Raw genomic sequence first — 12,829 nt, 5'->3', positions numbered from 1 at the left:
GAGATTACCTACGATGACGGGCACGTACAGTGCCCACCCGCGAGCTTCGGGCCGCGCCGGCACGACGGCAGGGCCGCTTCTGGGGAGGAGACAGCCGTGAGCACGGTGGTGTTCCGCCGACCCCCGCGCCAGTCGGGGCCGGCCTTGCCGCGCGGCGAGGTGGTACTGGAATCCCCGCCTGAGCTGCCCGAACCGACACCACGCGGGATGGGGCAACTGCTCATGATCCTGCCGATGGTCTGCGGTGTCGGCGCGATGGCGTTCCTCTACGCCGGCCGCGGCGGCGGCATGATGACGTACGTCGCCGGTGGCCTGTTCGGTGTGTCGATGCTCGGCATGGCCATCGGCTCGCTGAGCAACGGCGGCGGCAACGACAAGGCCGAGCTGAACGCCGACCGCCGCGACTACATGCGCTACCTGGCGCAGATGCGCAAGCGCACCCGGCGTGCGGCGGCCCAGCAGCGCGACGCGATGGCCTGGCGGCACCCCGAGCCCGACGCGCTCTGGTCGATCGCGGCGTCCCGTCGACTGTGGGAGCGGCGGATCACCGAGCCCGACTTCGGCGAGACGCGGATCGCGCTGGGCCCGCAGCGGCTCGCCGTCGAGATCGTTCCGCCGGAGACCAAGCCGGTCGAGGACCTGGAGCCGATGAGCGCCATCGCGCTGCGTCGGTTCGTCCGCGCGCACTCCAACGTGCCCGACCTGCCGACCGCGTTGTCGGTGCGGGCGTTCAGCCGGGTCGTACTGCGCGGTGACCGGGAGCCCGTGCTCGACCTCACCCGCTCGGCCCTGGGTCAGCTCGTGACCTTCCACGCCCCCGACGACCTGGTGATCGCGGTGGTCGCCGCGCCCGACCGGCAGTCCGCCTGGGACTGGGTGAAGTGGCTCCCGCACGCACACCACAGTGGTCGGACGGACGCCGGTGGCGCGCGCCGGCTGGTCTTCGCCAGCCTGGCCGAGGCCGAGGACTCCCTCGCCGCCGAGCTGGCCGGGCGACCCCGGTTCGCGGCCGAGGCCAAGCCGCTCACCACCGCGCCGCACCTCGTCGTGGTGGTCGACGGTGGCGAGATCTCCCCGACCTGCCAGCTCGTGGGTCAGGGTCTGCTCGGCGTCACCCTCGTCGACCTCTCCGGGACGGTGCCGCGCGACGCCGGCCGCTGGTTGCTCTGCCTGGACGCGGGCGACGGCAGCACCCTCGATCTGATCCGGGGCACGTCGACGTCGCGTCTCGGCAGGCCCGACCGGCTGTCCGCCGCAGCGGCCGAGGGGCTCGCCCGGCAGATCGCGCCGTACCGGTTGTCGCAGCAGCAGACCAGCAACGAGGAGCCGCTGGCCCGCAGCACGGAGCTGCCCGACCTGCTCGGCGTCGGCGACGCCGCGGCGGTGGACGTGCACCAGACCTGGCGGCCGCGCGGCCACCGGGACCGGCTGCGCATCCCGCTCGGCGTCGGCCCGGACGGCAACGTGGTCGAGCTGGACTTCAAGGAGTCGGCACACGAGGGCATGGGACCGCACGGCCTGGTCATCGGCGCGACCGGTTCCGGCAAGAGCGAACTGCTCCGTACGGTGGTGGCCGCGCTGGCGGTGACCCATTCGTCGGAGGAGCTGAACTTCGTCCTGGTGGACTTCAAGGGTGGCGCGACGTTCGCCTCGTTGGAGGCGTTGCCGCACACCAGCGCGGTGATCACGAACCTGGCCGACGAGTTGCCGCTGGTCGACCGTATGCGTGACGCGCTCGCCGGTGAGATGGTGCGGCGGCAGGAGTTGCTGCGGGCGGCGGGTAACTACGTCTCGCGGTTCGAGTACGAGAAGGCGCGGGCGGCGGGGGAGCCGCTGGCGCCGATGCCGAGTTTGTTGATCATTTGTGACGAGTTCAGTGAGTTGTTGGCCGCGAAGCCGGACTTCATCGACCTGTTCGTGATGATCGGCCGGTTGGGTCGGTCGCTGGGTGTGCACCTGTTGCTGGCCTCGCAGCGTCTGGAGGAGGGCAAGCTGCGCGGTCTGGACACGCACCTGTCGTACCGGATCGGGTTGCGGACCTTCTCGGCGGTGGAGAGCCGGATCGTGCTCGGCGTACCGGACGCGTACGAGCTGCCGAGCGCGCCGGGGCACGGTTACCTGAAGACCGACACCAGCACCATGCTGCGGTTCCGGGCCGCGTACGTCTCGGGGCCGTACCGGGCGCCCGGCCAGCAGGCCTCCGCGTCGCAGGCCCTGGTGCAGCGCCGCATCGTGCCGTACACCATCGACTTCATCCCCGCGCAGGTCCCGCAGGTGTCGGCGGACTCCGTGCCGGAGCCGGAGCAGCCGGCCGACGGCAAGGCCGTCGCCATGCTCGACGTGCTGATCGACCAGCTGAGGGGGCAGGGCCGACCGGCGCACCAGGTGTGGCTGCCGCCGCTGGCCGACCCGCCGGGCCTGGGCGAGCTGCTCGGCCCGCTGGCCGTCGACCCGACCTACGGATTGTGTACGGCGTCCTGGCCGGGCCGTGGACGTCTGACGGTGCCGGTCGGCGTGGTGGACCGCCCGTACGAACAGCGCCGCGATCCGATGATGGTCGAGTTGGCCGGCGCGGGCGGCAACGTGGTCATCGTCGGCAGTTCGCTCAGCGGCAAGAGCACGATGCTGCGGTCGCTGCTGGCCTCGTTGGCGCTCACCCACACGCCGCGCGAGGTCCAGTTCTTCTGTCTGGACTTCGGGGGCGGCGCGCTACGCAGCCTGGAACGGCTGCCGCACATGGCCGGGGTGGCCGGCCGGCGGGACGTCGAGGCGGTACGCCGGACGGTGGCCGAGGTGGTCGCGGTCCTGGACGAGCGGGAGACGCGCTTTGCCCAGCACGGCATCGACTCGGTGGCGAGCTACCGCCGTCGCCGGGCGGCCGGCGAGTTCGCCGACGACCCGTTCGGCGACGTGTTCCTGGTGGTCGACGGTTGGAACACCCTGCGCCAGGACTACGAGGAGCTGGAGCAGACCATCACGACGCTCGCCAACCGGGGCCTCGGCTTCGGGGTGCACGTCGTGCTCACTGCGGTGCGCTGGGCGGAAATCCGGATCAACATGCGGGACCTGCTCGGCACCAAGCTGGAGCTGCGCCTCGGCGACGCCGCGGAGTCCGAGATCGACAGGCGCTCGGCGATGAACGTGCCCGAGAAGTCGCCCGGCCGCGGCCTCACCCGTGACAAGCTGCACTTCCTCACGGCCATCTCGCGGATCGACGGTCGACGCGACATCGAGGACCTGAGCGAGGCGTCGGTGGCGCTGGCCGGGCACGTGGCGGCGAACTGGCCGGGGCGTCCCGCGCCGAAGGTACGGCTGCTGCCGCGCCGGTTGCCGGTGTCCGAGCTGGCCCGCATCATCGACCGGTCGGCGCCCGGCCTGCCGATCGGTGTCAACGAGTCGGCGCTCGCGCCGGTCTACCTGGACCTGGCGAACGAGCCGCACCTGACGGTCTTCGGCGACGCCGAGTGCGGCAAGACCAACCTGCTGCGGCTGATCGCCCGGGGTATCACCGAGCGGTACACGCCGGCCCAGGCCCGGCTGGTGATCGCCGACTACCGGCGTGGCCTGCTGGGCGCGGTCGAGGGCGATCACCTGCTCGACTACGCGCCGTCCAACCAGGCGTTCGCGCAGGGGCTCACATCGATCCGCAGCGCGCTGTCCAACCGCCTGCCGGGCCCGGACGTGACCACCGCCCAGCTGCGGGACCGTAGCTGGTGGAAGGGTCCGGACCTGTACATCCTGGTTGACGACTACGACCTGGTGGCGTCCGGTGGCAGCAATCCGCTGAGCGCCCTGCACGAGCTGCTGCCCCAGGCCCGCGACATCGGCCTGCACCTGATCGTGACGCGTCGGGTCGGCGGGGTGTCCCGTGCGCTCTACGAGCCCGTGCTGCAACGGCTGCGTGAGCTGGACTCTCCCGGTCTGCTGATGTCCGGCAACCGGGAGGAGGGTGCGGTGTTCGGCACGCTGCGTCCGAGCCCGCAGCCGCCGGGTCGGGGCACGCTGGTCCGGCGGCGCGACGGTCAGCAGCTCATCCAGACCGCCTGGTCCGAGCCGGCCTGATCGAGCCGCTCCGGTCGGCCCGCGCGGACCGGTGTGACTCATCCCAACAGCCCGATCCACCGCTATCCATCGAACAGCCCCGCTCAGGGCTGCGGTGGCTGGACAGGTTCCGCTACGGTCTCTGTTGGAGTGTCCGTCGGTGGGGTGTTGCTGCCTTGCCGCGGGGGAGGGGCGCGGCAAAGCCGCCGCCACAACATGACGGAAGGGTGTGAAGCATGGCGTTCGAGGTCGAAGCTGCGACTCTGCATACCGCCGCGAGTGACGTGCGGTCCACGCGCAGCGAGGTCGACGGCGAGCTGAAGAAGCTGTGGAACGTAGTCGACGACCTGGCCATGGCGTGGAAGGGTCAGGCGTCCACGGGGTTCCAGTCGCTCATGACTCGCTGGAACGAGGACACCGTGAGCCTGCTGACCGCGATGGACGACATCGCGGACCTGCTCGATAAGTCGGGTACGACGCACCAGGTCAACGACGAGGAGCAGCAGCAGATGCTGGACAAGTTCCACTCTGCTCTCAACCCGTGATCCACAGCCAGCAGAGGGGAAAGTCGTGACGATCAAGGTTGACTACGCGGTCCTCGAGAGCAGCAACCAGCAGATGCAGGCCATCTCGAAGACCATCGACGAGAAGCTGGACACGCTGCGGTCGATGCTGTCCAAGCTCGAGTGGGAGGGCGAGGACCGCACCGCCTACGAGCAGCACCAGGCGAAGTGGGACTCGTCGGTCCGGGACATCAACCGGGTCCTGAACGAGATCGGTGGTGCCGTCGGCATCGCCCGCGAGAACTACGTCTCGACCGAGATGAGCAACTCCAAGGTCTGGGGCTGACACAATCACCGATGCGGCTCCGGTCCGGCTCGACCGGGCCGGAGCCGCATCGTGTAGGCGTCGGTGAGATACGGGAGAGCAATGCGTACGGGGAAGCCTTTCCGATCGACACGTGCCGTGGGCGCGGCCGTGCTGGCGTTCTGCGCCGCGCTGGCCCCTGCGGTGACTGTCGCGCCGGCGTCGGCCCGGGCGGCTGACACGGTCCGTGGCCTGCAGTGGTACCTGGACTACCTCAAGATCCCCGCCGCACACCAGATCACCAAGGGCGCGGGTGTCGTGGTCGCCGTCGTCGACGCTGGAGTCGAGGCCAGTCATCCCGACCTGCGCGGGCAGGTACTCGCGGGGCACGGCACCAACGTCACGGCTGCCTCGGACGGCCGGCGTGACGACGACAAGGTGAAGGGACACGGCACCTCGATGGCCGGCATCATCGCCGGACGCGGCGGTGGTACGACGCACGAGTTGGGCATCGCCCCGGCCGCGAAGATCCTTCCGGTCTCGATGGGTGCCAGGTCGAGCACCGAAGACGTGGTCCTGGGTGTCCGGTGGGCGGCGGACAACGGTGCCGACGTCATCAATCTCTCGCTGAGAATCGCGCAGCCGGTGGCTCCTCCCGAGCTCGTGGACGCCATCAACTACGCGTTGAGCAAGAACGCCGTGGTGGTCGCCTCTGCGGGCAACATCGAGCAGGGCGACCGCGAGGTCACCGCGCCGGCCAACATCCCCGGCGTCGTCGCCGTCACCGGGTTCGACAAGCGGGGTGGCTTCTTCGCCGGCTCGGTGCAGGGCCCGGAGACAGTCATCGCCAGTCCGATGGAAAGCATCATCGCCCCCGCGCCCAAGGTGGTCTCGCCGAACGGCTACTCGCTGAGCAGCGGCACCAGTTCGGCGGGCGCCATCATCTCCGGCGTGGTGGCGCTGATCCGCGCGAAGTATCCGAAGCTCGACGCACCCAACGTCATCAGCCGCCTTATCGAGACCGCCCGCGAGGCCGGGCCGGCCGGCCGGGACCCGCAGTTCGGCTTCGGCCGGGTCGACCCGGTCGCCGCCCTGACCCGCTCGGTGCCCGCCGTGACGGCGAACCCGCTGCTCAAGGGCGAGGCGGCCGGCCCGACCCGCTCCGGTGGCGCTGCCCGTCCGGGCGACGACGACGGCCCGGCGGTCGAGTTCGGCGTGACGAACAAGGCCGGCGCGATCGTCCAGGTGGGACTCTGTGTCGGCGTGCCGATCATCGGGTTGATCGTGCTGTTCGTGGTGCTGCGACGCCGCAGGCGGCGCACACCGCCGGCCGCCGTCGGCCCGTACCCGGGCGCACCCGGCATGCCGCCACCCGGCTGGCCCGCCACCCAACCGCCACCGGCCGGGTACGGCCCGCCGCAGCAGCCGGTCCCCGGATACGGTCCACCACCCGGCCCGCCCGGGTACCGGCCGCCCGGCTATCCCGCACAGGGCCATCCGCCGGCGCAGACCGCTCCGGCGCCGGGCACGTCCGGCTGGCCGGGCTCGGGCCCACCGTCGCCGGGCCCGCATCAGCAGCAGTGAGCGCACACCACCAGTCAGGGTTTCGGGGAGGGGACCGATGACGGACGATAGGACCACCCAGCCGGAACGGTATGTGAACGACGACCTCTACATTCCGGTTCCGGTGGGCGGGATACCGACGTCGGGCCTGGCCGTGACCGGCCTGGAGCTCGACAACGTCAACCACGCCGCGACGCCGGAAGGTCTGGTCGCCGCGCCCGGTGAGGCCGGCGTCAAGACCGAGTGGGACGCGACCAGCCTGGACTCGGCCATCACCTGGCTGGAGACCCACGCCGCGTACCTGAACAAGCTCTCCTACGACATGGTCGACATCCAGGACCTGATGGGTGGCGCGGCCAGCGGCGTGGCGGGCGGGGCCGGCGGCCAGCCGAGCCCGCTCGGGGGGTTCGACTGGGCGGCCCGGCTGGCCGCCAAGCACCAGGGGCTCTACCAGGGCACCGAATCCGGTGTCCGGAAGCTCTCGCAGAGCCTGTACGACGCGGCGGAGGCGCTGCGCCAGGTCAAGCAGAACTACGAGACGGCGGAGGAGCAGAACAGGATGTCCGCCGCCGACATGCAGCGTGTCTTCGGCGACGTGGCCGGCAACGGCGACGGACGCTAGGACGGGGGAGGACGGCAGATGGGCCTGAGCTGGGAAGAGATGTGCCAGAAGGTCGTCATCGACGGCCGGCCGGGCGACGTGGAGAGCGCCGCCCTCGGTTGGGAACAGCTGATCAAGAATCTCAACAACGTCAAGCAGAGCCTCGACACCAACATCAAGGACCTGGGCACGACCTGGAAGGGCCCGGCGTACGAGGCGTTCAAGGGCCACGTCGAGCAGATCTCCAAGGACACCGGGCAGATCGTGGCGGACGCCGAGAAGGGCACCGGCATCGTCCAGTCGCTCAAGAGCGCCGCCGACAAGCTGACCGCGGCCCAGCGGGACTTCCCGGTCCCGGCGACCTGCGTCAACGACGTGTTGGAGGCGCGTAACGCCAAGCTGACCCTCGGGGTCGGCTTCTTCGAGGCGAAGGTCTCGCCGGACTTCCTGGGCTGGTTCGACCCGGTGACCGCGATCGCCGACTGGATCAACGACCAGTCGGACGACGCGGCCCGGGTCTACGAGCAGGTGAGCGGTGACTACCAGGCCATCGCGCCCGGCACCCCGGGTGAGGCTGGCAACACCCGACAAAGCACTCCGACAACCGAGATTCCCAATCTGGACAACGGTGGCGGCGGCGGTGGCGGCGGCGGTGGCGTGCCGAAGATCGGCGGCGGTGGCGGCGGTGGTGGCCTGGGCGCAACGCCCTCGATCGGGACCGGTGACATGCCGGGTACCGGCAACCTGCCCAGCGGGTCCGGCACCCATCCCGACCTCTCCGGCGGGTACGACACCCCGGGCACGGGTGACTACCCGGGCACCGGCGGCGTACCCGGCGCGGACGACGAGTTCAGCAGCGGCCTCGCGGGCGCGGGCGGTGGCGGTTCACCCGGGCTGGGCGGCCTCGGCTCCGGTGGTCTGGGCTCCTCGCCCGGGCTCGGCGGCGGTGGCGGCCTGGGCAGCGCCGGGGGAGGCGCTGGCGCTCTCGCGGGCGGCGGTGCGCTCGGTCGGGCGGTCGCCCCGGGCATGGGCCCGATGATGGGTGGTGGCGCGGCGGGCGCCGGTCGCGGTGGTGGCCGGGGTGCCGGCGGTCGGCTCGGCGCGGGCGGCAAGCTGGGCGGTGGCATGGCACCCGGCATCGGTGGCGCTGCCGCTGGCGGCGGCGGTGCCGGGCGGGGCGGTGCCGGTCGTGGCGCGGCGGGTGCCGGCGGTCGGGGTGCGGGTGCTCGCGGTGCCGGCGGGTTGGCCGGAGCGGGTGGCGGTGCCGGCTACGGCGAGGAGGACAGCGCCCGCAACACCTGGCTGGAAGAGGACGAGGACGTGTGGGGCGCGGACGGCGGCGGCACCTCCGGCATCCTGCGCTGAGCGCAGCGGCACGGCGCTGGTGTGGTCGACCAGACCAGCGCCGTGACCGGGCTCAGCCGGTGACCGGCTCGTCGGTGCGGGGGCCGGTGCGCCAGCCGCGTCGGCGGCCCCGCGCCACGATTGGCCGCGTGATCAGCAGCAGAACGGTGAGCAGGGCACCGACCACGGCTGCCCAGACAGCTGCGGTGCGCTGCCAGCTCAGCGGATCGGCTTCGGGTGCGGGTGCGGCGAGCGCCCCGACCGGCGGGTTGGGGCGGGTGCCGAGCAGGCTCGACACCGCCCGGTACGGATTGACGACCCCGTAGCCGACCTCGGCGTTGTGGCCCTGCGGCGGGTTGTCCGCCGTACGCTCCAACCGGTCGGCGACCTGCTCCGGGGTGAGGTCCGGGTAGGCGGCCCGGACCAGCGCCGCCACCCCGGAGACGTACGCGGCGGCGAAGCTGGTGCCGCCCGTCGGCTCCGCGCGGTAGCCCGATCCTCCCGGTGCCGGGCCGATGATGTTCAGGCCCGGCGCGGCGACGTCGACGTAACTGCCACTGACCGAGGTGCCGACGTGTCCACCCTGCTCGTCGACGCCGGCGACGGCGATGACGCCCGGGTAGGCGGCCGGGTACGCCGGCTTGTCCTCCTGCGTCTCCTGCCGGTTGCCAGCGGCGGCGACCAGGACGACGCGTTTGGCGAGGGCGCGTTCGACGGCCTGTGCCAGTTCGGGACGGGGCAGGGTCACCAGGGACAGGTTGATCACGTCGGCGCCGTTGTCGACCGCCCAGTCGATGGCCGCGGCGATCTGCCCGGGCAGAGCCTCGTCGTTGGTGCCCTTGGCGTCCGGCAGGACCCGGATCGGCAGGATGCGGGCGGCCGGGGCGATACCGCTGAACGGCGCTCCGGTGCCGTCCTGGCCGGCGATGATGCCGGCGACCATCGTGCCGTGGCCCACCAGGTCGCACTGGCCCCGGTTGGCGGGCAGGTTGTTGAAGTCGCGTCCGGGGAGCACCCGGGTCTTCAGGACCGGGTGGATGGCCGAGACCCCGGAGTCGATGACCGCCACCGTCACACCGGCACCTCGGGAGAGGGGCCACGCCGAGGCCGGGTCGATCCGGCGCAGCGCCCACGGCATCTCCGCCAGGCCGTCCTCGCCGGGCGGGCCGCAGACGGGCGCTGCCGCTGCCGCCGGTGTGCTGGGTGCCACCGCCAGGGCGGCCCCGAGTAGGGCCGCGAGCGTTCCACTGAGGACCGCGCGGACGGTACGGCGGGTCGGCTCGGTAGCGCTCGACGGCAGGCATTCGCGCACCCGCTGAGATTACCGCTGCGTCGGGTCGAGCCGCGGCCCGGCGACGCCGTCCGACGACGGGTGCGGTGGCGACGGTCAGGGAGTGTCGCCGGCGGGGGTTTCGGCGAACAGGGCGAGAAGGTCGCCGACCTGCACCTCGGCCTCGGCGGGGTGCCGGAACCGCCCGGCCGGGTTCAGGGTGTACTCGTTACGACGCCCCACCCGGGTGCGGTGCAGGTAACCGCCGGCCTCCAGGTCGGCGACGATGGCCTGGGCGGCCCGCTCGGTGACGCCCACCTCCGCCGCCACGTCGCGCAGTCGTGCGGTGGGATCGCGGGCGATGGCGAGCAGCACATGCCCGTGGTTGGTGAGGAATGTCCAGTTCCGGCCGCCGCCGGCCGCCGTGCTCGCCATCGGGGGGCCGCCTCTCCGGTCAACGTATGAAATCTAAATCACGCATATCTTGACGCATCTTGCGGTGCGTGTGACCGTTGAGCGCGAGCCAGTGCCCACCGCCGGCCCGGCTGCAAAGCCCGTTGAGCAGGTCAAACGCGTGGAAACGAGGTGCGGGGATGAGCCGTTCCGGTACGCCTGGCGGGCAGCCGGGCGCACAGCGGGCTGTCGATCGATCGTCGGTCACGACCGAGCCGGCCCGAGCGTACGCCGAGCTGGCCGCCGGCAACCTCCGCTTCGTCGGTGGAGCGCCGCGCCACCCCAACCAGGACGCCGGACACCGGGCCGCCGTGGCGGACGGGCAGCACCCGTTCGCGGTGATCGTCGGCTGCTCCGACTCCCGGCTGGCCGCCGAGATCATCTTCGACCGGGGCCTGGGCGATCTCTTCGTCGTCCGTACGGCCGGGCACACCACCGGGCCGGAGGTGCTGGGCAGCGTGGAGTACGCCGTGACCGTGCTCGGCACCCCGCTCGTGGTGGTGCTCGGTCACGACTCGTGCGGCGCCGTGCAGGCGGCCCGCGAGTCCGCCGCCACCGGCATCGCGCCCCCGGGGCACCTTTCCGCGGTGGTCGACGCCGTGCTGCCCAGCCTGCGGCGCGCCACCGCCGAGGGCGTGGACGACATCGACGGCATCGTCGACATCCACATCGCACAGACCGTCGAGACACTGCTCGAGCAGTCCCCCGTGCTGGCCGGCGAGGTGGCGCGGGGGCGGTGCGCGGTGGTGGGGATGTCGTACCGGCTCGCGGCCGGAGTGGTGCGGCCCGTGACCCCCGTACCGGCCGAGGCCGCGACGACCGACGCCTGACCCGGCCGGTCCGCACCGAACACGTCCGAGGGCCGCCCCGCTGAACGCGGGACGGCCCTCGGACTGCTGATCACCGGGTCAGAGCAACGACATGTGTACGTGGTCGGTGTGGTTCGACGGCCCGCTGTACGACTTCCAGCCGGTCGCCGGCATCCAGATCTGCCGGTTCCAGATCACGTAGTAGATGCCGAGCCGGTCGGCGTTGCGGATGAGGAATGCGGCCACGTTGTTGCCGTACATGCGGGTGTCGTTGTTGTGCCACGGGCTGAAGCCGCTCTTCTGCAGCGACCAGTCACAGGCGCGGCCCTTCGGGTGCTCGTACGGTCCACCGTTGCGGTGGCAGCCCACGAACCGGTTGAACCCGGCCCGCTTGACCTCCTTGTACGCGTGCAGCGTGCGCGGCGTGATGCAGCCTGAGGTGGTCGGGTCGTCCTCGCTGCACGACTGCGCCTTCCACTCGCCGTCGGCGGTGCGACCCGGGCCGATCCGGGCGACCGGCGAGATGGCGTCGACCAGGCCACCGGTGAAGCCCTGGCCGCCGACCAGCGCGAGCGCCTTGTCCGCGTCGCGCTTGTCCTTGGCCATCAGGGCGGTCTGCTTCTGCTGCTCCCGTACCTCCGCGTCGAGGGCCAGCTTGGCCTGCTCGGCGCGGGCCTTCACGGCGTTGACCTCGGCGAGCTTCTTCTCGTTGACCATGTTCATCTCGTCGAGCGCCGCAGCCCGTTGGACGAACGAGTCCGGAGCGTCGCTCTCCAGCAGCATCGCGATCGCGCCGACACGCCCGGTCCGGTACGACTGGGCGGCGATCTGCCCGACCTGCGGGGCCAGCGCCGCCAGGTCGGCCTTGGCCCGGTCGACCTCGGCCGCCAGTTCGACCTGCCGCTTCTTGGACTTGTCCAGCTTGGACTTGGCCGCCACGTAGTCCCGGTTGGTCTGCTCGATGACGTCATTGAGCAGCTTGGGCTCGTCGCCGTCCTCCTCGTGCCCGGACGGTGTGGGGGTCGTCGGGGCGGCGTGGGCCGGGAGGGGCCCGGCGAGCACGGTCAGCGCGGCGAACACGGCCACCACGGGCGTCAACCAGCGGCGTAGGGGTGCCGTCACAATCTTCCCTTCCGTCGACCGCCGACCGGGTTAGCTGACGGGTTCGGGGCGGAAGTGGCCCCTACCGCTGTCGCGGATTCACCCCACGTACCTGGGTCCCCGGCTCGCCGGTTGGCGATTGGGCGGTGGCACCGCAGGCGCCGCTGCGCGCCTTCGTCGGTGACCGGCAGCGAGGTTACCCGAGAGTCCACCGCCTGAGCTACGTCCCGATGCCGACTAAAAGCGTCATTTCGCCATGGCGTTGAGTGACCAGTGACGCGGTTCTCAGGGCGGGTGCCCGATCCGGTCACGCTGAGGAGTGTCACCATGCCGTATCCGTGCTCCTGTTCGGCTCTGGCCACCCGGTGGCGGCGGTGGATGGGGAAGCGCCGTCTCGCGGCCACAGCACCAGCGCGACGACGACGGTTAATGCGAGACTCCCAACGATCCGGTGCGGGGTACGTGCCGGCGGGCCGTCCGGTTCAGCTCTGCGGGACGAACGCGGTGCCGAGCGCCGCAATTCGCGGGCTGACGATTCGGCGATCACGGAACGTGACCGGCGGGCCCGGTTGGCGGGCAGCGGCGCGCGACCGGGACGACACGGGCGCCCTACTGTTCGGCGGGATCGGAGGGGTCATCGTCGCAAGATGCTAACCAGCGCGCCTGGGTGTCGCAGGTCGTGGCGGAGTGTCGGACGGTCGAACCGCTGACACCGCCCCGTCGGGGGCGGGAGGGTGGAGTCATGCCCGCGCCACCGCCTGACCCCGAGCACCACCGGCACACCGCGCCGGCGACGGACCACCGCCGGCACGCCGGGCACGACCGGCACGCCGGGCACGA

At 71.7% G+C, this 12,829-nt stretch carries 10 protein-coding genes and 1 riboswitch; of the genes, 7 read left to right on the top strand and 3 right to left on the bottom strand.

What is annotated here, in order from left to right; all coding sequences use genetic code 11:
• The first annotated feature begins 96 nt into the window (after positions 1-96).
• From eccCa to ABZU91_RS07030, 6 genes are all read left to right on the top strand, one after another.
• Positions 97-4,062, top strand: a complete 3,966-nt coding sequence (gene eccCa / locus ABZU91_RS07055; protein WP_355235185.1) for a type VII secretion protein EccCa — start codon at positions 97-99, stop codon at positions 4,060-4,062.
• A gap of 215 nt (positions 4,063-4,277) precedes the next feature.
• Positions 4,278-4,586: a WXG100 family type VII secretion target gene (locus tag ABZU91_RS07050; RefSeq protein WP_355235182.1), complete on the top strand. Its 309-nt coding sequence runs from the start codon at positions 4,278-4,280 to the stop codon at positions 4,584-4,586.
• Positions 4,587-4,611: 25 nt separating this feature from the next.
• The gene (locus tag ABZU91_RS07045; protein WP_355235180.1) at positions 4,612-4,890 is read left to right on the top strand and encodes a WXG100 family type VII secretion target; all 279 of its coding nucleotides are present in this window, start codon (positions 4,612-4,614) and stop codon (positions 4,888-4,890) included.
• A 117-nt stretch (positions 4,891-5,007) separates the two neighbouring features.
• Positions 5,008-6,432 (top strand): S8 family serine peptidase, encoded by a 1,425-nt coding sequence (locus tag ABZU91_RS07040; RefSeq protein ID WP_355235178.1) that lies wholly within the window; start codon positions 5,008-5,010, stop codon positions 6,430-6,432.
• A 37-nt stretch (positions 6,433-6,469) separates the two neighbouring features.
• Positions 6,470-7,033 (top strand): hypothetical protein, encoded by a 564-nt coding sequence (locus tag ABZU91_RS07035; RefSeq protein WP_355235176.1) that lies wholly within the window; start codon positions 6,470-6,472, stop codon positions 7,031-7,033.
• A gap of 18 nt (positions 7,034-7,051) precedes the next feature.
• On the top strand, positions 7,052-8,377 hold the full coding sequence (locus tag ABZU91_RS07030) for a hypothetical protein (RefSeq protein ID WP_355235174.1): 1,326 nt from the start codon (positions 7,052-7,054) through the stop codon (positions 8,375-8,377).
• 52 nt (positions 8,378-8,429) lie between these two features.
• Here the strand turns inward: ABZU91_RS07030 and mycP are convergent, their stop codons facing one another.
• Positions 8,430-9,668 (bottom strand): type VII secretion-associated serine protease mycosin, encoded by a 1,239-nt coding sequence (mycP, locus tag ABZU91_RS07025; protein ID WP_355235171.1) that lies wholly within the window; start codon positions 9,666-9,668, stop codon positions 8,430-8,432.
• Between the two features lie 75 nt (positions 9,669-9,743).
• The gene (locus ABZU91_RS07020; protein ID WP_355235168.1) at positions 9,744-10,061 is read right to left on the bottom strand and encodes a MarR family winged helix-turn-helix transcriptional regulator; all 318 of its coding nucleotides are present in this window, start codon (positions 10,059-10,061) and stop codon (positions 9,744-9,746) included.
• 158 nt (positions 10,062-10,219) lie between these two features.
• Between ABZU91_RS07020 and ABZU91_RS07015 the strand changes: the two genes are divergently transcribed.
• Positions 10,220-10,909, top strand: a complete 690-nt coding sequence (locus ABZU91_RS07015; protein WP_355235165.1) for a carbonic anhydrase — start codon at positions 10,220-10,222, stop codon at positions 10,907-10,909.
• A gap of 78 nt (positions 10,910-10,987) precedes the next feature.
• On the opposite strand, the gene ABZU91_RS07010 is transcribed toward ABZU91_RS07015, so the two are convergent.
• On the bottom strand, positions 10,988-12,010 hold the full coding sequence (locus ABZU91_RS07010; protein ID WP_355235162.1) for a hypothetical protein: 1,023 nt from the start codon (positions 12,008-12,010) through the stop codon (positions 10,988-10,990).
• A 3-nt stretch (positions 12,011-12,013) separates the two neighbouring features.
• Positions 12,014-12,145, bottom strand: a riboswitch (cyclic di-AMP (ydaO/yuaA leader).
• Positions 12,146-12,829: the final 684 nt, after the last annotated feature.

The sequence above is a fragment of the Micromonospora sp. NPDC005174 genome (assembly GCF_040608495.1).
Taxonomy (GTDB): Bacteria; Actinomycetota; Actinomycetes; order Mycobacteriales; family Micromonosporaceae; genus Micromonospora.
This window is presented reverse-complemented; position numbering and strand designations above follow the sequence as displayed.

Coding starts and splice junctions, on each gene's coding strand:
- ABZU91_RS07050 (WP_355235182.1), top strand. CDS start 4,278: ATGGCGTTCGAGGTCGAAGCTGCGACTCTGCATACCGCCGCGAGTGAC.
- ABZU91_RS07035 (WP_355235176.1), top strand. CDS start 6,470: ATGACGGACGATAGGACCACCCAGCCGGAACGGTATGTGAACGACGAC.
- ABZU91_RS07015 (WP_355235165.1), top strand. CDS start 10,220: ATGAGCCGTTCCGGTACGCCTGGCGGGCAGCCGGGCGCACAGCGGGCT.
- ABZU91_RS07020 (WP_355235168.1), bottom strand. CDS start 10,061: ATGGCGAGCACGGCGGCCGGCGGCGGCCGGAACTGGACATTCCTCACC.
- ABZU91_RS07030 (WP_355235174.1), top strand. CDS start 7,052: ATGGGCCTGAGCTGGGAAGAGATGTGCCAGAAGGTCGTCATCGACGGC.